The organism is Halococcus sp. IIIV-5B (assembly GCF_003602035.1).
In the GTDB taxonomy this organism is placed as follows: domain Archaea; phylum Halobacteriota; class Halobacteria; order Halobacteriales; family Halococcaceae; genus Halococcus; species Halococcus salsus.
On sequence record NZ_QZWE01000002.1, the window covers coordinates 49,150 to 70,107 of the forward strand.

27 protein-coding genes and 1 pseudogene are annotated in these 20,958 nt (G+C 56.3%); 11 read left to right on the forward strand and 17 right to left on the reverse strand.

Annotated elements, in window-relative coordinates; all coding sequences use genetic code 11:
• The first annotated feature begins 199 nt into the window (after window positions 1-199).
• The gene (locus D3261_RS02190) at window positions 200-445 is read left to right on the forward strand and encodes a hypothetical protein (RefSeq protein WP_120068356.1); all 246 of its coding nucleotides are present in this window, start codon (window positions 200-202) and stop codon (window positions 443-445) included.
• 151 nt (window positions 446-596) lie between these two features.
• Here D3261_RS02190 and D3261_RS02195 read toward each other — a convergent pair whose 3' ends face one another.
• Window positions 597-974 (reverse strand): SHOCT domain-containing protein, encoded by a 378-nt coding sequence (locus D3261_RS02195; protein ID WP_120068359.1) that lies wholly within the window; start codon window positions 972-974, stop codon window positions 597-599.
• A 451-nt stretch (window positions 975-1,425) separates the two neighbouring features.
• Between D3261_RS02195 and D3261_RS20245 the strand changes: the two genes are divergently transcribed.
• Window positions 1,426-1,827 carry a transposase gene (locus D3261_RS20245; RefSeq protein ID WP_233553852.1) on the forward strand — a complete coding sequence of 134 codons (402 nt, stop codon included), beginning with the start codon at window positions 1,426-1,428 and terminating at the stop codon, window positions 1,825-1,827.
• 8 nt (window positions 1,828-1,835) lie between these two features.
• Here the strand turns inward: D3261_RS20245 and D3261_RS02205 are convergent, their stop codons facing one another.
• The 8 genes and pseudogenes from D3261_RS02205 to D3261_RS20570 all read right to left on the reverse strand — a co-directional run.
• Window positions 1,836-2,015: a hypothetical protein gene (locus D3261_RS02205; protein ID WP_120068364.1), complete on the reverse strand. Its 180-nt coding sequence runs from the start codon at window positions 2,013-2,015 to the stop codon at window positions 1,836-1,838.
• Window positions 2,016-2,018: 3 nt separating this feature from the next.
• Window positions 2,019-2,234, reverse strand: coding sequence for a hypothetical protein (locus tag D3261_RS02210; protein WP_147464874.1), 216 nt, complete (start codon window positions 2,232-2,234; stop codon window positions 2,019-2,021).
• 69 nt (window positions 2,235-2,303) lie between these two features.
• Window positions 2,304-2,870 (reverse strand): DUF2071 domain-containing protein, encoded by a 567-nt coding sequence (locus D3261_RS02215; RefSeq protein ID WP_233553825.1) that lies wholly within the window; start codon window positions 2,868-2,870, stop codon window positions 2,304-2,306.
• Window positions 2,871-3,076: 206 nt separating this feature from the next.
• Window positions 3,077-3,565 (reverse strand): hypothetical protein, encoded by a 489-nt coding sequence (locus D3261_RS02220; RefSeq protein ID WP_120068370.1) that lies wholly within the window; start codon window positions 3,563-3,565, stop codon window positions 3,077-3,079.
• A gap of 56 nt (window positions 3,566-3,621) precedes the next feature.
• A complete protein-coding gene (locus tag D3261_RS02225; protein WP_120068372.1) occupies window positions 3,622-3,900 on the reverse strand; it encodes a hypothetical protein in 279 nt (92 codons plus the stop codon).
• Complete coding sequence (locus tag D3261_RS02230) at window positions 3,897-4,034, reverse strand: hypothetical protein (RefSeq protein ID WP_233553826.1); 138 nt, start codon at window positions 4,032-4,034, stop codon at window positions 3,897-3,899. The genes D3261_RS02225 and D3261_RS02230 overlap by 4 nt, the downstream gene beginning before the upstream one ends.
• A gap of 41 nt (window positions 4,035-4,075) precedes the next feature.
• Window positions 4,076-4,510 (reverse strand): hypothetical protein, encoded by a 435-nt coding sequence (locus tag D3261_RS02235; RefSeq protein WP_233553827.1) that lies wholly within the window; start codon window positions 4,508-4,510, stop codon window positions 4,076-4,078.
• A 66-nt stretch (window positions 4,511-4,576) separates the two neighbouring features.
• Window positions 4,577-4,666: pseudogene (locus tag D3261_RS20570) on the reverse strand (DUF4326 domain-containing protein); the annotation flags it as partial.
• Window positions 4,667-5,036: 370 nt separating this feature from the next.
• On the opposite strand from D3261_RS20570, the gene D3261_RS02245 reads away from it, so the two are divergent.
• The 3 genes from D3261_RS02245 to D3261_RS02255 all read left to right on the forward strand — a co-directional run bounded on the left by D3261_RS02245 (window position 5,037) and on the right by D3261_RS02255 (window position 7,197).
• Complete coding sequence (locus D3261_RS02245) at window positions 5,037-5,555, forward strand: hypothetical protein (protein WP_120068375.1); 519 nt, start codon at window positions 5,037-5,039, stop codon at window positions 5,553-5,555.
• Window positions 5,552-5,989: a hypothetical protein gene (locus D3261_RS02250; protein ID WP_120068378.1), complete on the forward strand. Its 438-nt coding sequence runs from the start codon at window positions 5,552-5,554 to the stop codon at window positions 5,987-5,989. Before D3261_RS02245 ends, D3261_RS02250 begins: the two co-directional genes overlap by 4 nt.
• Before the next feature lie 197 nt (window positions 5,990-6,186).
• The gene (locus D3261_RS02255; RefSeq protein WP_120068381.1) at window positions 6,187-7,197 is read left to right on the forward strand and encodes a hypothetical protein; all 1,011 of its coding nucleotides are present in this window, start codon (window positions 6,187-6,189) and stop codon (window positions 7,195-7,197) included.
• A gap of 1,237 nt (window positions 7,198-8,434) precedes the next feature.
• Here D3261_RS02255 and nikR read toward each other — a convergent pair.
• A complete protein-coding gene (gene nikR, locus D3261_RS02265) occupies window positions 8,435-8,851 on the reverse strand; it encodes a nickel-responsive transcriptional regulator NikR (RefSeq protein ID WP_120068387.1) in 417 nt (138 codons plus the stop codon).
• A 125-nt stretch (window positions 8,852-8,976) separates the two neighbouring features.
• On the opposite strand from nikR, the gene D3261_RS02270 reads away from it, so the two are divergent.
• From D3261_RS02270 to D3261_RS02285, 4 genes are read left to right on the forward strand one after another with little or no spacing between them, the layout of a single operon-like run.
• A complete protein-coding gene (locus tag D3261_RS02270; RefSeq protein ID WP_120068389.1) occupies window positions 8,977-9,633 on the forward strand; it encodes an energy-coupling factor ABC transporter permease in 657 nt (218 codons plus the stop codon).
• Window positions 9,630-9,929: a PDGLE domain-containing protein gene (locus D3261_RS02275; RefSeq protein ID WP_120068392.1), complete on the forward strand. Its 300-nt coding sequence runs from the start codon at window positions 9,630-9,632 to the stop codon at window positions 9,927-9,929. Before D3261_RS02270 ends, D3261_RS02275 begins: the two co-directional genes overlap by 4 nt.
• On the forward strand, window positions 9,926-10,738 hold the full coding sequence (gene cbiQ, locus D3261_RS02280; protein ID WP_120068394.1) for a cobalt ECF transporter T component CbiQ: 813 nt from the start codon (window positions 9,926-9,928) through the stop codon (window positions 10,736-10,738). Before D3261_RS02275 ends, cbiQ begins: the two co-directional genes overlap by 4 nt.
• Window positions 10,726-11,526, forward strand: coding sequence for an energy-coupling factor ABC transporter ATP-binding protein (locus tag D3261_RS02285; RefSeq protein WP_120068397.1), 801 nt, complete (start codon window positions 10,726-10,728; stop codon window positions 11,524-11,526). Before cbiQ ends, D3261_RS02285 begins: the two co-directional genes overlap by 13 nt.
• An 898-nt stretch (window positions 11,527-12,424) precedes the next feature.
• Here the strand turns inward: D3261_RS02285 and D3261_RS02290 are convergent.
• From D3261_RS02290 to D3261_RS02320, 7 genes are read right to left on the reverse strand one after another with little or no spacing between them, the layout of a single operon-like run.
• Window positions 12,425-13,111 (reverse strand): urease accessory protein UreF, encoded by a 687-nt coding sequence (locus D3261_RS02290; protein WP_120068398.1) that lies wholly within the window; start codon window positions 13,109-13,111, stop codon window positions 12,425-12,427.
• Entirely contained in the window at window positions 13,101-13,688 is a 588-nt protein-coding gene (locus D3261_RS02295; RefSeq protein WP_120068401.1) for an urease accessory protein UreE, read from the reverse strand. Before D3261_RS02295 ends, D3261_RS02290 begins: the two co-directional genes overlap by 11 nt.
• Window positions 13,688-14,590, reverse strand: coding sequence for an urease accessory protein UreD (locus tag D3261_RS02300; RefSeq protein ID WP_120068403.1), 903 nt, complete (start codon window positions 14,588-14,590; stop codon window positions 13,688-13,690). The genes D3261_RS02295 and D3261_RS02300 overlap by 1 nt, the downstream gene beginning before the upstream one ends.
• Entirely contained in the window at window positions 14,590-15,213 is a 624-nt protein-coding gene (gene ureG / locus D3261_RS02305) for an urease accessory protein UreG (RefSeq protein WP_120068405.1), read from the reverse strand. Before ureG ends, D3261_RS02300 begins: the two co-directional genes overlap by 1 nt.
• Window positions 15,210-15,590 (reverse strand): urease subunit gamma, encoded by a 381-nt coding sequence (locus D3261_RS02310; protein WP_120068408.1) that lies wholly within the window; start codon window positions 15,588-15,590, stop codon window positions 15,210-15,212. The genes ureG and D3261_RS02310 overlap by 4 nt, the downstream gene beginning before the upstream one ends.
• 3 nt (window positions 15,591-15,593) lie before the next feature.
• The gene (gene ureC, locus D3261_RS02315) at window positions 15,594-17,300 is read right to left on the reverse strand and encodes an urease subunit alpha (protein ID WP_120068410.1); all 1,707 of its coding nucleotides are present in this window, start codon (window positions 17,298-17,300) and stop codon (window positions 15,594-15,596) included.
• Window positions 17,297-17,731: an urease subunit beta gene (locus D3261_RS02320; protein WP_120068413.1), complete on the reverse strand. Its 435-nt coding sequence runs from the start codon at window positions 17,729-17,731 to the stop codon at window positions 17,297-17,299. The genes ureC and D3261_RS02320 overlap by 4 nt, the downstream gene beginning before the upstream one ends.
• Before the next feature lie 763 nt (window positions 17,732-18,494).
• On the opposite strand from D3261_RS02320, the gene D3261_RS02325 reads away from it, so the two are divergent.
• Together D3261_RS02325 and D3261_RS02330 are read left to right on the forward strand one after the other, a co-directional pair.
• A complete protein-coding gene (locus D3261_RS02325) occupies window positions 18,495-19,667 on the forward strand; it encodes a M20 family metallopeptidase (RefSeq protein ID WP_120068415.1) in 1,173 nt (390 codons plus the stop codon).
• Window positions 19,668-19,873: 206 nt separating this feature from the next.
• Entirely contained in the window at window positions 19,874-20,827 is a 954-nt protein-coding gene (locus D3261_RS02330) for an acetamidase/formamidase family protein (RefSeq protein WP_120068418.1), read from the forward strand.
• Window positions 20,828-20,958 lie beyond the last annotated feature (131 nt).

Below are 20,958 nucleotides of genomic sequence, written 5' to 3' on the forward strand. Positions count from 1 at the left end.
CGGGGGTGCGCGAACCGAGAACCCCGATCCTCATTTTGCACACAGAAGCGACGAAATCGTGTGCAAGATTTCTCGCTTGAATCCAGCAGCTCACGCTGAATCGGGCCACGAACGACCCGGCACCGACGTTGTTTATATGTTGTTCCGAGCGAGTCACCAACTCAGAGACGCTTTTCGGCCCCCCGTGTGCAAATGAGATATGCGGAATCGCATCGACGGCGAGTACGACTGGCGCACCGATCTCTATGATGAAACTGCCGAGTACTTCGGTGTTGGCACCAAGAACGGCGGTATCGACGGTGCCTGTGAATTATTCACCCAGATGCTTCGTAACCTCGAACGCGCTGCCGATTACCCAGACATGACCGAAGACCTCGCGGCGGTACTTTCGACGGCGAACGTAACCGTCGAACATCGGACGATCATAGGCGTCGAGACCGACTGAAGCCAGTACAGATCGATACCGGCGTGTTATCGCGCCGGTCATGTCGGAGCGTTCTCCCTGCAAATAGGGGAGTGACCATTGACAAGGTTACGGTGTCGGCTTTCTCGAATACGACACAGACAGGTTAGTCGGTCAGAATAGTCTCGATAGCCTAGTTCCGGTCGGTCACAAGTTCGGATTCATATTTCTCACTAGCTATTTCATCAACATCCAATAACATCGTCACTTTGTGTTCAAACTCTTCTTCCGAGAGTTCGCCGCGAGCGTATCGCTCCTTCAGCACGGCAAGCGGTTCACGCTCGTGTGAGGCTTCTTCCTCACTGTCGGTCGTATCGGAGTAGAAGTCTGCCGCCGCCATCGCAGCGACGAAAACGATGCCGAACATGACCATCCCTGCCACTATCGGAGCCGTTGCTGTGAGAGTAACAAAGAAATTACCGAGGACGTAGAGCGCTACTATTCCGGCTCCGAACGCGAGCAGGAGCGCCACTACAGTGATCTCTCCGTACCAGTCGTCGAGATGGCTCATAAACGGTGACTTGTGTTAGCTTCTGAAAAATACTTTCGCTGAACAGAGGTGCTCGCTGTCGGCGCTGCGACTGCGCTTGTGGACCACAGGGAGAGGGGTACGACGCTGGCAGGATACAAATAAACCGCATGCGAACAGAGGACTAACTGTCGGTCAAGAGCGACTTTTCTCAATGGGGGAGCAAGAAGAGAATGGCACAGCCCAACCATCCCAATATGAAGTGTTTCGGGAGATCGCTACGACGTCATATCGAGATTGGCCTGCGTATAATGCAACTCCACTATACGATCGGAGTTCGCTCGGTGGGCTCGAAGAAGATGTCCGAACCGTCGCAAGAGTCTGGTTCGAGCACGATGCTCACGAGTCGGTCGAGGATTTCGTGTGCTGTCTCCCGCTGGCGTACGTCGAGTTCGACGCTCACGACCGCTACGCGGGACCGACTCGATACGGAATGGAACAGTTAGTCCGGGCTTTTCTGCTGAAAGCACTCCACGGCTGTGAGCATGAGAGCGCACTCGCTGAGTATCTTGACCGATATTCGTCGGTTCGAAAGCACCTCGGCTTCGAGAGTGTGCCCGATCAATCGACCCTGTGGCGAACGTGGCACCGTCGTTTCGTACCCGAGCTCAGAGAGACAATCGAAACAGCCGCGAGGAGCATCCTCATTCAGGCGGATAGGGCCGACGTTCCTGTTCCCCGCCAGCCACCCGAGCGCTCGTCTCCAAGAGAGCAATCCAAGAGTGAAGCACCTACCCAGCAGGAGAGACTCGACCACGCCGAAGAGATCACTGAGCAAGTGAGCGAGTTTGTCCATCCATCGTTCCCGAGGAATTGTAGCCCACGCCATAGATAACCGGCTGGTCAGCGGGAGAGTTCGTAGCCACTCATTGCCGCGACGAGGAGAAACGCGAGAAACGCACCGACTGACCAGATGCTATCGTAGCCCTGTAGCAGACCGATGCCGGTCGCCAGCGCGGCGAGCACCATTGCGCCCGTGATCAGCCACAGTCGCCGACGGGTAACATCACCAAGACGGCTCATGGTTCAATCGTTGCTTTTGCTGTGAACCGTGAATCCGCCCTCTTGTGGATATATTATCGCCCCGATGACGGCGACAAGTGCTGAGAGCGGGAACAGGCCGTCGGCACCCGCTATCCATGCGAGGGTGGCCACAATGCCGGTGATAAACAGGAATCCTCCGACGATCTTACCGAGGGTTCGCAGTTGATCCCGTGATAAGCCACTTTCGGAGAGAACCATTGTCGTTCGCACAGAGATGGAGCTCTCGGCCATTTAAGCGTACTGGCCGTTCGTATCTGAATCCACCACTCAACCCTGCGTCGGCATCGAGAGTTCGCGGATTCGGGCCATCCGCATGAACTGCTCTCGTGCGTAGTTAAATCGGGGTTCGCCGCCCGGTCGGGGCACCTCGGCGGCCCGAAAGAGCGTTCCCGCATCGACAGTCCCTTCGGCGGACGTGATCTCCCACGGGTCGTGTTCGGCCGCGCCGGCGAACATTCCCGACCCACCGCCGTTCGGTGCGCTATCGCCGGTATTGAGCATTCCAATGGTCTGGCGAAGCTGTGGGCCGGCCTCGAAGAAGTAGTTGATACGCTCGGTGAGAAACTCGTCAAGTGACCCGCCCTCGATCTGGGCGTGGAAATAGGGCATCCCGAAGCCGAGGCGTCCGAACCACGAGGCGATCGCGTCGTCGATCCCGAGATCGAGGAAATACACACCCGATTCGTCGCCATACGAAACGTAAGTTCGGAGGGTGACCGACGTCGCCGAGGGCCGGCGTGGGACGTGACGAACCTTCGCCTCGGCGAGCTTGACCGAGACGGCACTGATCCACGCACTCCCGCTGTGGGTATCGATCGAGAGCGCCTCGGGCACCAGTGGCGGAGCTTGCTGGTGTCGATCGGCCAGTGGACGTAGAGCACGTCCCGAACGCAAGAACGGTCGTCTGTGGTTCACGCTGCTGGTGCTGGCGATATTCTTCCTCTCGGCAGTTTTCACGCTCGTCGACGTCTTCTTCTGAAAACTGGCTCACTTATTGAGGTCGCGGGACAGTACGGTCCTCGTCGTCTTGACGTATGTTGCTATCTGTACGTCTCCACGGTAACGTTCCGTGGCATTTCGTCTTCCATTGTGATCGCGGCCCGGTAGGGGCTCTTGGGAGCGGTGTTGTTCGCCCCGCACCGATTCGGGGCATTGGTCGGGATTGACTGACCGATCTCGATGTAGAGGGCTCGCTGGTCCTGGTCGTTGATCCCGTATTCAACGGTGCCGAGCGAGGGTCGGTGGCACTCGGTTGCGCTGGCGACAGGAACATAGGCGACGACAGTCTTGTTTGCGGGGTACATCTCAACCACCGGGTAGTCGCTGCTGTTGTTCGGAGGCGTGTAGTCCGGGGCGGGCGAGAGCGACTGCTCCGCGATGTTGCCGGCAGCACCCCCTGTTGCCACCGAGAAAGCAAGGACCGAACCGAAGATCAGGACGAACGCCGCAAAGAGGACGATGAGCCAGCGAGGTTCGTCGTCGTCGTTCTGGAGTCGGTCCCACGTTGCTCCTGTTGGATTCCACCTCATGCATGAGCGAAGGTTGACAGTCAGCAAATCCTTTCCGGCAAACGGAACCCCTCGTGCTACGGGCCTTCCGTGTCGTCCTCGGTCGGTATTCGGTACAGCACTGTGCCGTCGAGCAGGTACGACCCGATTCCACAGGTATCGTCCATGCAGGCGACCGAGGTGGCGCTCTCGGCGTCCGGCAGCGGCTCGCCGGCGACCTCGCACTTCGGGCACTCCGGTACGTCCTCGACAGGCTCGCCCGTGAGATGCACCTCGAAATCACCCTCCGAGGCCGGGAATACGGTGACGTTCTCGCCCTTCGCTGGATCGGGTTCCGAGTCGGATTCGTCGCTCATAGCTCTCGACGGCCCATTCGACCGAGTGTGATGACCGCGATTCCAGCGCAGATGAGGCCGACGAGGAGCGCGGCCAACTGCCCGAGGGTGACGCCCACGCCGATCAGCGCCACGAGAAAGATGAACAGGTCCAACTACGAACGAATGCTCTCCGAGACCTGCAATCCGTCTGTGCTCACGACTGGCCCCCATCCGAGAGCGCGAGTTCACCGCCGCTGCCGTCGCCGCCCTCGTAATCCTGCCCGGCGAGTCTTATTTCAACTGTGTTCGCCGCACCCTCGTCGTTCGTGACGAGGCACTCGTGATCCGCGCCGTGAATGAGGCTCTCGTCGTGGCTCACGACGAACACCTGTGCCACGTCCCACTCCTTGATCGTGTCGAGCATCTGCTCTAGCTGACCGACGTGGCCTTCGTCGAGGAACGTTGTCGGCTCGTCAAGGATGAACGGCGGAAGCGTCCCACCGGCCCCGCGAATCTGCGCGATCAGGCGATAGATGCCGGCTCGGAGCGCGAGGTTCACGACCGCGCGTTCGCCCCGGCTGGCGTTGGCGGGGTCCTCCGAAACCCGATGAGGACCGCCGAAACGATGAGCACGGCCACTACGGCACAAACTGCAACTCTCTTACGCATTACCAGATAGCCCTCTTACATTCGGCTTAAGCTTAATCAACACACGTCAACGTATTATTAGCTCTCTGCGAAGATACTTGAGAATCACGTCGCCATGACAGGGCTTCGGTTTACACCAACAGGCAAGCGTCCGCCCGCGTAGGTTCTCGACGGCCTTGCGGAACGCTTCGTTCTGATGAACGCGAGCGAAAAAGTCTCGCGGTAGTTGACGCTCAACTCCTCCTGGGTATCGTCAGATACCAGGTAGGGAGTCCTGAAACACCTCGGATCACCGGTTTGGGTGTTCTTAGTGTGACTCGTTCCGCCGTCAACCCGTCCAGTAGCTGCTTCCGTGACCATTCCTGCGTAGAAACGCCCAGCGCGAAGAATGCTTGCTCGTTGGATGAGAGTGGAGACCCCATCTATTATCCCGATCCACCTTAGGTGAATCCTCTCAGCAGGGTGCTCTTTCAGACATAATACGAACCATCACAAATTATATCTACTATCGGCCTGTAGATGGTGTCATGAGCGAGAAATCAGCGCGAGGGTGGACTGATGGACTATCGGGGGCCGAGCGTGTCGAAGCCGTTGCACTCACTGTCAGTGAACCCCGAACGGCAAACTGGATCGCTACAGAGGCCGAGGTTGCCCACGAGACGGCGACAAAGTACCTCAAACGGCTCGCTGACGATGGTAAACTGACTGCGGATACACGTGGCCAGCAAACCACCTACGAGCCGGATCCTGTTGGTCAGTATCTCCTCGAGATGCGCGAGCTCTACGAAGAGCACTCACCCGATGAACTTGCTGCGAGTCTCGAAGCGATGAACGAGCAAATTCGAACGTGGAAGCGTGACTACGACACAGAGACCCCCAACGAACTCCGTGCGAGCCTTGGGAGGACCGGCGATGCTGCGGACGAAGGCGACCGTCGCCAGGCTGCTCGTGAGTGGGACCACCTCCGGACTCGCCGCCGTCTCGTCGAAGATGCATTGCAACTCTACGACCGGTTTCCTGGGGAACGGCGCTCTGCCTCCGCATGAATCCGGGAGTGGAAAACCCAGCTCTCTACCGGACCTTGTGGGATATACTGGAGCGGCAAGCTGAGGTCATCTCCGTTCGATTTGAACCGGACGCGATTCAGAAACGCTACCTCGCTGCTACGGTCGACCCACAGCGCGTTGTTCCACCGACTGGACCTGACTCGCCCCAGCTCGAAGTCCACTGGAAACTAACGCCGCCCCACGACGAATTCAGAATCGACTACGCTGACCCCAATCTGGACTTTCATTGTGGCTGGCATCAGGACGATGATCACGATGAGCTGGGTACGGCGCATTTCCAGTACCAGACGGCTTCAATGGAAACTCCACACCGCGAAGGTACCGAATTCGAAGCGGCGTCTCCGCCGAAAATCCTCTGGGAGTGCTGTGACGATCTCTTCGAAACAGTGATTCCGGAATATACTGCTCTATAGGATCGCTAGATGGTGATACAACCAGAGAAAAATTGGATATCTGTTTCCAACTTTTCCGTTAGGAGATTTGGGATATGAACAATCTGTAATCGGCCGGGGCGATCGCGCATGACTCTGTGCGGTTTTTCGAAGCCCAGAGTTCGAGGGGGTTGACTAAACAGGCGAGAACTTTCGTCTCTCCGGTGGAGAGAGTGAGTATGCCTATTCCGTTCGGCGCGACGTGGGGAACGCTCCTCGAACGGTGTGAGGGCCTCCCCGAAGATGCAACGCTCATCACACCGCTCACGAACTCACGATTCAGGATCACCGACGTCCGAGAGCAGCGGATAATCATCGAGAACACCGATACCGATGCTTCACAGGCACTCCAGCGCAATCAGTTCGAAGCGCTCGCTCAGCATACCGCCGACGCCACTGAGGGATACGAGATCGAGCAACTCCCGCCGAAGGCCGAACCCTACGCGGCGGTGCTGGCGCTCCATCCCCAGTACGTGTTGGACCAACAGGCTGGTACCATCATCGAACTCGATGAACCCGACGAGAGCGCGGTCCTCGACGAGACGCCTCATCTCTCGACCACAACCACGGACGACGACGATCAGGAGGTCGAGCGCGCAGCGCCGGACGTCTCGGTGTATTCGGATATGCTGCTATTGATAGACACGCTCGAACGCGAGGACCTCACGGTTCTCGATGGGCTCGACACGCCGGTGCTCATCAACCTCTACACCCTGCTCTCGGACGTCCAACGCAATGCGAACGACCTCCGGAAAGAGATCGCCGACGTGTTGCTCGACCGAGTCCAGCACGACCGGCCGACCCATGGCCAGTACGGCTCGGTTCAACGCACCACGCGTCAGAACCGCTCGCTCAAGGATGACGAGACTGTCCTCAATGCGTTCGAGGACACAGGTATCGATCGAGAGCAGCTGCTCGGTGTCGAGCGCGAGAAGGTCGATGAAGCCCTCGATGTGGTTTCAGTACCTGAATCGGCGGTCTATGATGTCTCCGAGAGCGAATACGTCCGAAAAGCCGAGGTCGACGAGGAACGCAAGGAGACCCGCCTCCAGGGACTCAAGGACCGACTGGCGGTGAGCGACGATCCCGAGGCAGAGGTCCTCCGCCAAGAGGTAAATCGTCTCGAAGCCGAAATCGAAGAACTCACCGAATTTTCGCCCGGCAGCGCATTCGCTGACGGAGCGGAGTAAACACGATTTCTGTGGATTCTGAGTTCTCCCACCCTCTCAGTAATTACATCACCACCAACAGTTAGAAATAAAGGTCATCCTCGAAGGCTCATCTCGTAGGACCCCGACGTACGGTCTGGGGCATGAAGACCACCTCAGCAACCGCTAGTTCCTAGTTGGCCCCCTAGTTGCGGCTACTTCGCCAAGTCTTACCTAACACCAAAGCGCAAGCCCGATCCACTGTTAGGTAAGATACTTCAAATCCCGGAGAACAGCCCGTTCTCTGATAGCAATTCCAAGCGTTAAAACAGCCGAACAACACCGGAGAGTAACACTCACATCATCGACCACACGAATTGCCAACAAGCATACAAGAACTCAAGTAGTAGCACGCGCTGTGGACCAGACCAACCCGCATCCCGATAGCGGTTCTGGCTGCGCTGAGGTCAAAGACCGCCTCTCGCAGCATCGAAAGTCGGTTCTCATCTGTCCCGAGTGTGGGCGCGAAGCGCCTGCGACAGGTGGCTGGGTAAGGGAGCAAACAGACAGAGAGGATCGAATTACTCTCGTTTGCCCCACCTGTGGGACTCACCTCGCAGTTCGGGGGAGGTGCACCTCGGACACGAACTCCAGCCAAGATGTCTCCACTTCGGCGATGTCGGGAACTACGCTTCCGCAACTTGCAGTCTCTGCTGGTTTACAAGCGACGGCACTGCAACTCGATCTCTGGACTCGACTTTGGACTCGTCCAAATTCTAATCGCGACAGAGGTCGTTCTTAGGCGAAACTGTGTACTTCTCTGTCACTCAGATCTTGAAAAGCTGAAGGGAGCGTGAGGATAGTCTGTAGAGTTGGACGTGATTTCACGTACAGGGCGGTGTTGGGTAATGTCATTCATTCGAGGCGGTCACTTACACCCGTTGTCGGACCGCGATTTTCCTCTCTGTGCCTGCCCACCAGCAGCACCGACGCAGCACTTGACGCGCCACACGGTAGCGATCGGTTGCTTACAGTGTGGTGGGTACGTGGAACGAGTGGTTCATCTGGGATCCTCATTGTGACCTCTCTTGGAAGATAAGACCCCTTAGATACGCTCGCGGACATGGGATTGATCGAAGTCTCCGAAATCAACAAGCGTACCAACGCTTACTCGATCACCCAGCGAGATCATCGCGAGCTTGAGTCCCGTCGTGAGCGGGAACGCCCGCATGTCGATCTAGGCTCTATCTGAGAATTCTGCCTTGATTCTCTTGAGTGATTATCGATCTGCACCGACTACTGTAAGTTTGACCTGATGGACGCCTTTCAGCGGCCGTATCCGGGACAACAACTCTTCAATCCGCTTCCCTGTACCACCGACGGCGATCGACTCTAAGCAGAGGTGCTCATTGAGATGGACGTGATGCACTGCGATGATCGTCTCGGTGAAATCGTGTTGCAAATCGGTCATCTCATCACTCACACCGCTGTGGTCGTGTTCATAGAGGACGACCACCGTTCCGCTGAGGTTCCCGGAGAGGTCGGTTTGCTGATTGAACTCGGTAACGAACGCACGTATCGCGTCTCTCGTCGCCTCAGACCGACTATCGTATTCTCCCGCTTCTACGACAGTATCGAATTCGTCGAGGAGGTCTGGCGGGAGAGTAGCACTCATCCGTTCGATGTCTTGACTCATGGGCTTGCGTTCTTCCAGCAGCCGTTTAACCGTTGATAGCCGCGATACCAACTCGATCCCATAGGGCAGTATTACGATACAGACCAAAAGTATTATCGATGGTCTGAGAGTCAGTGCTGGCACGTATGCATATTCCAGACGGCTTTCTCGACCCCTGGGTGGCGGGCCTCTTCTGGCTCGGCTCTGGTACTGTGATCGGAATCGCACTCAAACGCGCCCGCGGCGATCTCGGTGACGAGCGAACGCCGCTGCTCGGCGTCGTTGCAGCAGGTATTTTCGCTGCACAGATGTTGAACTGGCCCATTCCTGGTGGGACGAGTGCTCACTTCGTTGGTGGAGCGTTTGCTGGCATCCTGCTGGGTCCATATCTAGGCGTCCTCGCGATGACCGCCGTCGTGACGATTCAGGCACTCGTGTTCGGCGATGGTGGCATTATCGCGCTCGGCGCGAATCTGTTCACGATGGCCGTTGTCGACGTCCTCGTCGGATATGTGCTCTTCCGGATGCTAAGGGGCATCCATGAGAACGGAGCGGCGTTCATCGCTGGGTGGCTGGCGATCACGATCTCGGCGCTTGTGGTGGGTGTCGGCATCGGTGTCTCCTCAGCTTTCGCGTATGAATTGAGTGTGACCATTCCAATCATGGTTGTTGGACACGCGTTGCTTGGCCTCATTGAGGGCACGATCACGGCAGCTGTCTACGGCTACGTCACGAGTGCCCGACCGGACCTCGTCCTCGGACGATTCGAAGGCGAGACACTCTCACCAGAGGTGGATCTATGAACTCAGTTTGGACGAACTCGTGGATTCGGCGAGCGTGCCTCGCTATCCTCCTTCTCGTCGTCTTGGCTCCCGTGTTTGGGTGGGCGTCCGGTGCCGTCGGCTATGCTGAACCAGTCGAAAACGCCGCTGAAGCGACAGGGGCCGCTGCTGCAGCCACCACGATTCATTCAGGCATCTTCCCGGATTACTCCGTTCCGGTTCTCAGTACGCCACTCGGCACGCTCACCTCGGCGCTCGTCGGAGCAGCACTCACACTGGCCGTTTCAGTTGGTATTGGCCGTCTCCTAGAGCGGTGACTGGGGTCATTGCGGAGTCAGCCGAAGCTATCTCGAAGGTACTTCGGACCTTCTTTACCGCTGAGGAGGTCGCCACCAGCAACGGTTTCTTACAAGGACGGGACCCTCGTGTGTCTCTCCTCTCGATCTCGGGATTCGCGTTAGCTGTAATGATTACACGAACGCTCGCAGTGACGCTGATATTTGCTGTCGTAACGGTCGTCCTTGCCTGGCTGTCTGCCGTCCCTCTACGCCGACTCCTCGCACGCTCTGTGGTCGTCCCGTTTGCGTCCGCGCTTGTTGTCCTTCCACAAGCCGTGCTGCTTCCAGGTGATGTGCTCGTTCAGGCGGTCGGACTGACCGCCACCGATGCCGGTGTCGAGTACGTCATCCTGTTCACGCTCCGTGTTGGAGTCGGGGTTGCACTCCTGTCGCTGATCGTGATGACGACGCCGTTTTCGAGGGTGGTCGCTGCGATGCGGGAGTTGCGGGTGCCGGTCGCGCTCGTGTGGATCGTCGCTATCACCTACCGCTACCTGTTCCTGTTTTTCGATGAGTTACAGCGCTTGATCCTTGCGCGAAACAGCCGAACCACTGGACGCGCGGGTTCCCATGGTGGCTGGCGTGATGCGAGTCGGATCGCAGGAACATTCCTGTTGCGGACGCTCAACCGTGGCGAACGTGTTGGTCGCGGAATGCGAGCTCGTGGAGGTGCTCAACCCCCATCACCATACGCTCACTCACGAAACCTCGACAGGTACGACTACACACTGGTCGCCACATCCGTCCTTGCTCTCATCTGTTCGGGGGTGGTTCGATGGGGCTTGTAATCGAAGCGCAGAACCTCACACACAACTACCCAGACGGGTCAACGGCGATTCGGGATGTGACGCTCTCCATAGAGGACGGGGAGCAAGTTGCGGTCATCGGCGCGAATGGGTCGGGTAAAAGCACACTGCAACTCGTGCTTGGCGGTCTTATCGCTCCATCGGCTGGTACAGTGAGGTACTTCGAGGAGACGGAAAATGCCGAGGCTGTCAGGGACCGAGTCGGCGTGCTTCTTCAAGACCCGAATGACTACCTGTTCAATACGACGATTCGTGAGGACATCGAATACGGACCAGCACAGCTCGGGATACCACAGCAAGCGGCGACTCAGCGAGTAGAGGAACTTGCAACCGATCTCTGCTTACACGACCTACTGGATCGGCCACCATTTCGACTTTCAGGGGGTGAAAAACAGCGGGCGGCGATCGCGAGCGTCCTTGCATTTGAGCCGGAGGTGCTTTTGCTTGACGAGCCGTTTGGGGCTGTTGACGCCCACTATCGCGAGCGTATCCGAAAGCTGGTGACCAATCATAAGGGAACTGTGGTACTGTTCACACCCTCGCTAGAACACATTCCCGAACTCGCTAAACGGGTAATACTTATTGGAAAAGACGGTTCCACAGTCGCTGATGGCACCGTTCGAGACATCCTGACGAACAAGTCGCTGTTGGCGGAAAACGGGCTCCGGCCACCAGCGATGGTGCAGTTGTTCGAAGGAATTCTCGATCAAGGCGAACTCCCCCTGACTATTGAAGACGCACGACAGTATCTCCTGAATGAGAGGGAGTAATCCACCATTCGGCTGAAGGCAAATGTTTCAACTGGGTCTATTGAATCCAGCGATGGCATCGGGGTAGGGGCCAAAATCGGCGAAATTTCTCTCTGTAATCACAGAGTAGCTGCGAAGATTCTGAGGCTGCCAGCAGAAACAGAGATGTCCCAGCTTGACCCGAAAGCGAGGACGTGGCTCGTCCTCGCTCTCACAATTACTGGCGAAATTGGTTGATAATCATTGCGCATTCCGGCGATTAGTCTGTTTACCATGATTCCTACGGCAATCACTCAATTACCAGCAATAATCGCGGTCTCCTGACTTCCCTCTGCGGATTCAATAGAGCCCTGCTGATCCCTATAACAAGTCGATCATCAAAACCAAAACCATGTAAAAACCTGTCAGTCAATAGCTTATATTCGACAGTCCAGCAAAAAGATTTTACGTATCATCCTCCATTCAAAGTGTGAATTACCTGATGATCTTTCTGCAGATGATCTCCGTTAGAGATCGCGGAGGCCGAAGGAAGTTGCTGACGCAGCGAACCATGATTAGACTCAGTCACAAAGCCAGACATGTTCAGCAGAGACTTAGCGATGCGTATGATACAATCGCGAAATTTATCTATGACCAATACTCTTACTGATAAAATTCGGTAAATTTCGTGACATAAATTGAATAAATCATATTTTTATATACGTACAAGCTAGCTCGTTTTAGACATTAGTGGTGGCTCAAGCAGTTTCTCGCCCAAGTTTCGCCCGAGGATTTTACACAATTCAAAACGGAGATTCATCCGTTCTTAACGCGAGTGATCTACAATATATACGCAACTACTTATTTCTGAAACTGTATTTGGCAAGCTTCTAATCCGGACCTATCTCAATAGAAAGCTCACAAACTAGTTCTGATCGGTTCAACTCACAAACAATCGCCGTTCAGCGCGCTCATGCTTGGCGGATACTATGTCGATAAGAGGTGCATAGGACGTCATATCGTCAAGCGAACGACCAGTGTTCTCCGATATGATCTCTTTCATAACTGGCTGAAGCGCTGTCAACACCCGCTGTATCTCGGTATGACCCAGCGATAGCAGTCGTTGTGCAGCACCGAGCAATCCCGTCACAAAGGTATGGCAGTGAACTAGGCAGGCCCTACGGGGTGGAACCCCTTCACCAGCAGTAACGACCCCGAGAGCAGCAGGGTAGGTTCCAGGAGCATTATCTGGTATCTCTGCAGCATACGTTTTGAGTAGCTTGGCATCATTAATATCTTGCTGGAGACGGAGGAGTCGCTCTCCAGCTCGCGTTGCGCTCTCGCGCATCTCCGCAGGGAGTGTAATAGCATGGAGACGACGGTCAGCTTCACATATACCCTCGAGGTCGTCCTTCTTGGCTGCCTGATGAGCGGTTTGAAGCGCCACAAGATCGCCGGGTCCAACAAGTTGTTTGAGATAGGTGACGAGTAGTGCTTCGAGGTCTTCTCCACTATCGACACGGCCTGAGGCCACGAACTGTTCTAATCCATATGAGACGGTGAATGTCCCGATCGGGAGGAATGAATCACTCAATCGTAACGCCTCAAGCGTGGCTTTATCCTTCATTTTCATTTGCCCTCGTACCGGCCGACTGGTGGTTGTGGGAGTGAGCCCCCTCATGATCGTGGTCGGATTCGTCATGGGTGCTATCGATAGCGTGTGAATGATCAGAGCCATGTCCCTGTTCAGTGTCGAACGTCGTTACAGGAACGCTCTCGTAATCGAGGCTACAAGCCTCTGGCAACAATGGGTGTACGAACTCCTCCATTCTGGTACGGGTCTCTGAGAGTGCTACGTAGACGTGATCGTTCTCAACCGCGATATCCCAATGCCGATTCCCAATGGCGTGACCGAGACCAACGGCTTGCGTTGGTGAGACTTGATTTTCAAACGTGAGAACCATCGCATCAACATCCTCAAGCGAAACGACAATTGGACGATCATCAGCCAAGAGGACATCGCCATCGGAGAGAACTTCAGAGATAACGATACCGAGGTCGGTCCCATCTTCGGTCGTCGTTCGGACGCGAGAGCGACGACGATCGGTATCAGAGAGGGTTACTGACAATGAATCGCGTTCGTCGATCCGGGTTGCTATGTCTTTTTTCTCCTTACTGCCGAGGTATGTATCAGCGACGAGCATCAGTATCGCCTCAAAGCGGGTGCACCGACATTCAAAAGGAAACGGCGAGCGGTGTCCCATGCGTTACGGATCATCGTCTGTGCCTGTTCGCTCCGCTCTGTGAGTAATCGAACCATCACTCCAGCGTCGTTCGGGAGTGCCGTTACTCCCACCTGCCCTGATTCGAGCGCAACGTGTTCGTAGAGCTGGTCGGCGAGCTCGGATATGTTGGAGTGAGACGCAACTACGTATAGTGTCCCATACACGGAGAAATCGGCCCATATGCCAGGTGCAGAGGGATCCACCGTTTCAGGTTGTAGATGCGTCGTATCCTCGAACAGCAGGTCATCGTCAGTTCCAACCTTGAACCGCGAGTAATACTGTTCGAAGTCGAAACATTCGTCGCGAGCTAACCGGCCCGGGATGAGAAGCTCACTCACGATAGCGGTTGCGTTCTCGCTAACTGACAATGTCGTCTCTCGTGAAAACCGGGCATCCTCATGGAGAATCGTCGGCTCTGGCACGTAGTCAAGATGGCTTGACGCATCCGCCGTGAGCTTCGTCGTTTCGCTGGCATAGTTGTGGTCCATCGACTGAACCTTCGTGGCACTCTGGGTCGATACCCTCGCAATTGCTTCAGGTTTCACATGGACCTCGGATCGCAATCGGTCTCCTTGTGCGATACCGCCAGTCGGTGATTGGACACAGACCGTAGCGGCATTGGGGTGAGGATCGTGATCGAGCGTTCCCATGACGTGAAACGGGACGCGAGCGTAGTCGTGGACCAGTCGTGTCTGACCATCGCTATCGGTAGCAAAGCTGAGTTCCAGCTCGCCAGTCTTTCCTGGTGAGCCAGGCGAAGCCTGTGGCACCTCCTCGCCCGCGTAGGTCTCGAAGGCTGGGTGTGGTACGTTCGTAGCCATTACGCGAACAAGACACCCTCGTCAAGGTGAGCCTGAACCTCTTCGATCCCTTCAGTCGCTTTACAGTCCGTGAGAACAGTTGGACCGTCACGGACTGCTTCAGCTTCACGTACCATTGTATCGAGATCTGCTCCGACGTGAGGAGCGAGGTCAGTCTTATTAACGACGAGCAGGTCGCATTCCACTACACCGGGTCCCCGCTTACGTGGGATATCTTCGCCCTCGGCGACACTGATTACGTACATCGAGTAATCGGCAAGTTCGGGATTGAATGTCGCTGCGAGATTGTCACCACCGCTTTCGACCAATACGAGGTCTAACTCTGGATGGTCGACAAGGAACGAATCGATCTGCTGGAGGTTCATCGACGGGTCCTCACGAATCCCAGTATGTGGACAGGCTCCTGTTTCGACGCCAGCCACAAGATCTGATGGAACGATATCTGCGAATCGCTCTCTAAGAGCGTTCGCGTCTTCTTGTGTCAGGATATCGTTGGCGATGACACCGACATTGAGACCTTCCGCTCGAAGTCGCGGGACGAGCTCAGTCAGCAGCGAGGTTTTGCCAGATCCGACCGGGCCACCAATACCCACTGTCGCCACATCGCGGTAGGTCTGTTTCATGATTCCACCTCTGTAGCGTCGTCTTCGCTATCGGCTTGTTCTTCATCACCACTAGTGGGATCGAGTACCTTCTCGGACCGGATTGGATCATGAACCGTTACGAGCTTTGTGCCGTCGGGAAACACTGGTTCAACCTGGATCATCGGAATCATTTCGGGAACACCGTCCATTACATCTTCTGTTGAGAGGAGCTGTGAAGCTTCCGACCGGATCTCTGCAACGCTCTTACCGTCGCGAGCGCGCTCGAGACACCAGTCGGAAATGAACGCGACTGCCTCGGGGTGGTTCAACACGACGCCACGCTCTCTACGCCGTCGTGCGAGCTCTGCTGCCGCAAATACCGTGAGCCGTTCCTGTTCCTTGGGTGTGAGATTCATGGATTAGAGCATGTACCGCTGGGCAAGCGGAAGTTCAGTACTTGGTTCACACGTGATGTGGTCGCCATCGATCTGAACAGCAAACGTCTCGGGATCGACCTCGATGTCATCCGGCGAGTAGTTGTTGCGAATCATATCCGTCTTGTTCAAATCTCGTGTTCCTTCGACAGGAACCGTAGGGGTGTCGAGTCCGTATTCCTCCCCCACGTTCGCCTCGTGAGCAGCCTGGCTAACGAACGAGACCGAAAGGGAGTGCCTTGCTTTGCCAACCGCACCTGCTCGTGGCCGCTGAAGAACGGGTTCGCACGTCATGAGCGACCCATTTGATTCACCCATTGCCGAGTACGTTGGGAATCCACCTTTGAACGTCATCTCGGGCTTCACTCCGAAGAAGGCGGGATCCCACACCACCACATCAGCAAGCTTTCCCGGTTCAAGCGACCCCACATGTTGGTCGATCCCAGCAGTGATCGCAGGATTGATCGTATACTTGGCGAGATACCGTTTGACTCGGTGATTATCGGCATCAGTCTCTTCATCGGCGGGTAGCGAACCGCGCTGGTCGCGCATCTTCCCAGCAGTCTGCCAAGTCCGAACGATGAGTTCGGCCATTCGGCCCATTGCCTGCGAATCGGTAGTCATCATCGAAACTGCTCCCATATCGTGGAGGACATCCTCTGCACCGATCGTTTCCGCGCGAATTCGCGACTCCGCAAACGCGACATCCTCCGGTACGTCGGGATTGAGATGGTGACACACCATCGTCATATCGAGGTGTTCGTCGAACGTGTTCTCAGTGTATGGCATCGTTGGATTCGTCGACGAGGGGAGGGTATTGGTCTCGCCGACCAACTCCATGATATCCGGGGCGTGACCGCCGCCCGCTCCCTCTATATGAAAGAGGTGGATAGTCCGGTCATCGATGGCATTGACGGTGTTCTCGACGAAGCCGGATTCGTTGAGCGTATCGGTGTGAAGACAGACCTGAATATCCATCTCATCAGCAACCGAGAGACAGGTATCGATAGCTGCGGGCGTCGCTCCCCAATCCTCATGGAGTTTGAGGCCACAGGCACCCGCTTCGACCTGTTCGCGCAACGGCTCAGGTTGCGAAGCATTGCCCTTACCATAGAATCCGATATTGACGGGCCACGCCTCGGCAGCTTGGAGGAACCGAGCGATGTTGGTAGGCCCTGGTGTGCATGTCGTCGCACCCCCACCATAGCCGCCGCCGAGCATCGTGGTGACGCCCGAAGCGAGAGCGTGCTCGGCGAGTCCTTCAGAATTGAAATGGACGTGAATATCCAGACCACCTGGCGTGACGATCTTCCCCTCGGCGGGATAGACGTCCGTCGAGGCACCCACTACCATATCGACACCGTTCATCGTATCAGGGTTGCCAGCCTTGCCGATGCCAGCGATCTCTCCGTTCCTAATGCCGATGTCAGCCGCGAGGATTCCAAGCACCGGATCGAGTACAGTGGCGTTAGTGATGACCCAATCTAATGCACCCTCAGCCTGTGTGATGCCCGGATCCATCCCCTGCCCATCACGCAGTGTCTTCCCACCGCCGAAGACCGCCTCGTCGCCGTGGGTTCGCAAGTCTTCTTCGACCTTTACCAGCAGGTTGGTATCACCCAACCGAACCCGGTCGCCGGTCGTCGGGCCATAAAGATCGGTGTACGCCAATCTATCGATTTCGTCGGTCATTCGTCCTCGTTCTTGGTTTCGGGGTTGTTGGTCGTAGCGTCGTAGTCCCTATCAGTACCCGTATCACTGAATCCGGCGTTTCGGGCGCGTTCGAGCGCCTTGTCAGGTGCTTCATTAACATCGCCATCGGTGAGGCTGTTGAACCCGTGGATGTGGCGATTACCACCGAAATCAACCAGTTCGACAGTTTTCTCATCTCCGGGTTCGAACCGCACAGCGGTCCCTGCCAGGATAGCAAGTCGCTTCCCGAATGCTATTCGCCGATCAAACTCCAGTGCGGCATTAGCCTCAAAGAAGTGGAGGTGTGAACCGATCTGTACCGGCCGATCGCCGGTGTTCGCCACCCGAAGTGTTGTGGTTTTGCGGCCCGGGTTAAGCGCAATGCTTCCCTCATCCGGCAGAATCTCGCCAGGCACGAGATCAGTGCTCATGTGACCTTCGTCAGAAAACAGCCATTAATTGCGGATTCTCTGACCATGTCATCATCCATGTCAACAATCATTAAAAGAGATAGGGTAACAATCAAAATTTGCCCACATACAAATCTACATACGACCATAACCGCCTGTGAAGCAACGATATCATGAATCCAACGACGGTCTTTGCATACAAATCGAAGCGACACTCTCATCTCACCGTTCATCGAATAGTGGCGCGTGACGGCTACTTTCGCTAGCGCGCTGATGACCGCGGGCATCTCGTCACTCACGAGTCGGTACTGTGATGCCAATGTTCGCGCTCTCTCTCTGCCAAATCGATAATCGTGTTCAGCGCGACGCTGTTTCCCCATCCCTGGACCAGGGGCAGTCGGTGGTGCGCCCGCCGCTCACGACGTAGTTGTTATTGGACCTCACACGTTTATAACCTGCCGCCGAAAATCGGTCGCTGCGCCATCGATTCACAGAGTTCAGCTATAAACGTGCGACGTCAATCATAAGTGATTTGCTTATGACGAAAGAGGTGGGCCAATAGAATCAACACGAGAGTAAAGCGCGAGTAGCGTCAGACCTTGGGGGATCTACGGACGAATGGCGAAGATCTCCCTGAGGATGTCAACCAGTTGTTTCCGTTCCGAGGATATCAAACTGTGACTCGGACAAAAGGCGAGTGGACCGATAAGATAGAGATGATTTCATGACCTCTTTCAGTGAATCAGTCGACAGAGTATTATGACGCATGTGAGACACTGAACCCGTGACAGATACTAGACGAAAAAACCGGATCCGGGATCTAATCAGCGACCTTGTACGAATCGAGTCCGAGAACCCACCCGGGAATGAGGGGCCCTGTGCAGAATACATCGAAGAGTGGTTCACTGATCGAGACATCGAATCGACGACCGTACGGATCCCTTACGAGAGTCGTCCACAGGTCGTCGGCCGGGTGGGGTCGGGATCACCGCGAGTGGTTCTGAACGGGCACATGGACGTCGTACCCGCGGGGGATCGCGACGAGTGGACCTCCCCACCATTCGATCCGGTCGTCCGGGAGGGACGAATACACGGGCGCGGCACAGTTGATATGAAAGCTGGACTGGCTATTGCGATGATCGCTGCCGCGACGCTGAAGGAACCAATCGACGGTGGGGAGCTTCCGGGATCGCTTCTAGTCCACGCTGCGGTTGGCGAGGAGTCGGCAGATCCGGGTACCAAGACGTTGCTGGAAGAGGGGTACGACGGCGACTACGGGGTGGTCCTCGAACCGACAGGGTTGCGGACGGCGACGAGTGTGAAGGGATGTGCGTACTACGACTTCGAGGTCACGGGTGAACCCGCACACGCCGGACGACCAAACGACGGAGCAAATGCAATCGGTCGTGCGATGGGACTTCTCGAACGGGTCCGGGAGTACGATCAGACGGTGCGCGAACGTACCGATCGGCTCGTCGGGAGCGACTACGCCACACTAACGCTGCTTGACGCGGGCACGAAGAAGAACATTGTTCCGGGACATGCCTCGATATCGATGGATAGGCGGTTTGGTCCGACTGGGAGCATCGATGAGATCGACCGGGAGATCGACCAGCTAGTGAACGAGGTTGAGCGGGAAATCGGAACCCAGAACGCCATCTCGTGGCAGCGGACGAAAACGTACGAATCAGCCAGCGCGCCTGCGCAGGGACTCCTTGTCGACTCGTTCCGACATCACACCACGAAGGTGGCCGACGTCCCAGCCGACGAATACGGGCTCTCGATCGCAACTGACATGCGAAACTTCGTCAACGACGCGGACATGGAGGCAATTACCTGGGGCCCCGGTAATGTGAGTGAGGCACACAGCTACAACGAGTCTATCGACCTCAACGAAACCGTCGCGGGAGCGACGATCCTCGAGCGTGCGGTGAAAAACGTCCTTCGGAACGGCTGATCGTGTGGGATCGCCTTCGTATCGGAATCGCCGGGGATTGGTCGGTCTCGAAAGAGGGGTGATGACAGACTCACCACGGTCGAACCAGAAAGACGAACGAGCGCGGAGCAGTCACCGGGACAGTGGAAGACTCGCTCGTCGCGCAGGGCAATATTTGGTCCCAACCCGGATGAACATGTGTTCGTCCCGCTGACCTGAATTGCCTTATGAGCGACAGAGCCGAGGTCGATCACGCACTTGAGATTAGTCCCAATGACGTACACCGAGACTGGGATCGCAGACGCGAACCAGTGTTGAGTGTCGAATCAGGTGAAGCCGTTCGATTCACGTGCCACGACGCGTTCGTCGGAGAGATTACGAAGGAGACAAAAGCCGACGTACTGGGACGGGAGATGACGACAGGACACCCGCTTACAGGTCCAGTGGCCCTGAAGGGGGCACTCCCCGGTGACGTCCTTGCGGTACATCTCAAGCGTATCGAGCACGATGGCTGGGGCTACACGTTCTTTCGCCCGGGCAGCTGGGGGCTGGGACTGCTGCCCGAGGAGTTCGAGGAGCCGTCACTCCATGTGTGGGATCTGGTCGAGGATCGAGGTCAGTTCGTCGACGGCATCAAGGTCCCACTCGACCCGTTTCCTGGTGTTGTCGGCGTCGCTCCGGATACTAACGATACCCGCTCGACGGTCCCTCCTCGACGCGTCGGAGGCAACCTCGACATCAAGCACTTGACCGAAGGATCCACGGTGTATCTCCCGATCGAGGTGGCGGGCGGCCTGTTCAGTATCGGTGACGGACATGCCGCGCAGGGAGATGGAGAGGTCTGTGTGTCAGCGATCGAGGCACCGCTTTCCATCACTGCAGAACTCACGCTCCACACCGATATGGACATCGAACAGCCGCGGTTCGAGACGGCAGGCCGCTCGCCGACCGACGCAGATATCCCCGTGTACGGTACGACGGGAATTGCTGACGATCTCATGGAAGCGACGAAGACGGCGGTTCGTGAGATGATCAAGTACCTCACGACTGAACGAGGGCTGACCCGCGAAGAGGCCTACATCCTCTGTTCGGTTGTTGTCGACCTGAAGATCAACGAGGTCGTCAACGATCCGAACTACGTGGTCTCCGCCCACGTTCCGACAACGATCTTTCCAAACTGAGATGGAAGTGTGGTGACCATGATGCTGGTATCATTGGTACACGCAGTCCTTCCGGCAATAAGGAAGTTCGTTCAAAGGGACTGCTATTCGATAACGGACATGAGTAATAATGTTCAGAAAGACAACCCAAA

What these genes read in the sequence shown, in the direction of transcription:
- D3261_RS02190 (WP_120068356.1), top strand. Translation starts at nt 200, where the DNA reads ATGCGGAATCGCATCGACGGCGAGTACGACTGGCGCACCGATCTCTAT.
- D3261_RS02195 (WP_120068359.1), bottom strand. Translation starts at nt 974, where the DNA reads ATGAGCCATCTCGACGACTGGTACGGAGAGATCACTGTAGTGGCGCTC.
- D3261_RS20245 (WP_233553852.1), top strand. Translation starts at nt 1,426, where the DNA reads ATGGAACAGTTAGTCCGGGCTTTTCTGCTGAAAGCACTCCACGGCTGT.
- D3261_RS02205 (WP_120068364.1), bottom strand. Translation starts at nt 2,015, where the DNA reads ATGAGCCGTCTTGGTGATGTTACCCGTCGGCGACTGTGGCTGATCACG.
- D3261_RS02210 (WP_147464874.1), bottom strand. Translation starts at nt 2,234, where the DNA reads ATGGTTCTCTCCGAAAGTGGCTTATCACGGGATCAACTGCGAACCCTC.
- D3261_RS02220 (WP_120068370.1), bottom strand. Translation starts at nt 3,565, where the DNA reads ATGAGGTGGAATCCAACAGGAGCAACGTGGGACCGACTCCAGAACGAC.
- D3261_RS02225 (WP_120068372.1), bottom strand. Translation starts at nt 3,900, where the DNA reads ATGAGCGACGAATCCGACTCGGAACCCGATCCAGCGAAGGGCGAGAAC.
- D3261_RS02245 (WP_120068375.1), top strand. Translation starts at nt 5,037, where the DNA reads ATGAGCGAGAAATCAGCGCGAGGGTGGACTGATGGACTATCGGGGGCC.
- D3261_RS02250 (WP_120068378.1), top strand. Translation starts at nt 5,552, where the DNA reads ATGAATCCGGGAGTGGAAAACCCAGCTCTCTACCGGACCTTGTGGGAT.
- D3261_RS02255 (WP_120068381.1), top strand. Translation starts at nt 6,187, where the DNA reads ATGCCTATTCCGTTCGGCGCGACGTGGGGAACGCTCCTCGAACGGTGT.
- nikR (WP_120068387.1), bottom strand. Translation starts at nt 8,851, where the DNA reads ATGAGTCAAGACATCGAACGGATGAGTGCTACTCTCCCGCCAGACCTC.
- D3261_RS02270 (WP_120068389.1), top strand. Translation starts at nt 8,977, where the DNA reads ATGCATATTCCAGACGGCTTTCTCGACCCCTGGGTGGCGGGCCTCTTC.
- D3261_RS02275 (WP_120068392.1), top strand. Translation starts at nt 9,630, where the DNA reads ATGAACTCAGTTTGGACGAACTCGTGGATTCGGCGAGCGTGCCTCGCT.
- D3261_RS02285 (WP_120068397.1), top strand. Translation starts at nt 10,726, where the DNA reads ATGGGGCTTGTAATCGAAGCGCAGAACCTCACACACAACTACCCAGAC.
- D3261_RS02290 (WP_120068398.1), bottom strand. Translation starts at nt 13,111, where the DNA reads ATGAAGGATAAAGCCACGCTTGAGGCGTTACGATTGAGTGATTCATTC.
- D3261_RS02295 (WP_120068401.1), bottom strand. Translation starts at nt 13,688, where the DNA reads ATGCTCGTCGCTGATACATACCTCGGCAGTAAGGAGAAAAAAGACATA.
- D3261_RS02300 (WP_120068403.1), bottom strand. Translation starts at nt 14,590, where the DNA reads ATGGCTACGAACGTACCACACCCAGCCTTCGAGACCTACGCGGGCGAG.
- ureG (WP_120068405.1), bottom strand. Translation starts at nt 15,213, where the DNA reads ATGAAACAGACCTACCGCGATGTGGCGACAGTGGGTATTGGTGGCCCG.
- D3261_RS02310 (WP_120068408.1), bottom strand. Translation starts at nt 15,590, where the DNA reads ATGAATCTCACACCCAAGGAACAGGAACGGCTCACGGTATTTGCGGCA.
- ureC (WP_120068410.1), bottom strand. Translation starts at nt 17,300, where the DNA reads ATGACCGACGAAATCGATAGATTGGCGTACACCGATCTTTATGGCCCG.
- D3261_RS02320 (WP_120068413.1), bottom strand. Translation starts at nt 17,731, where the DNA reads ATGAGCACTGATCTCGTGCCTGGCGAGATTCTGCCGGATGAGGGAAGC.
- D3261_RS02330 (WP_120068418.1), top strand. Translation starts at nt 19,874, where the DNA reads ATGAGCGACAGAGCCGAGGTCGATCACGCACTTGAGATTAGTCCCAAT.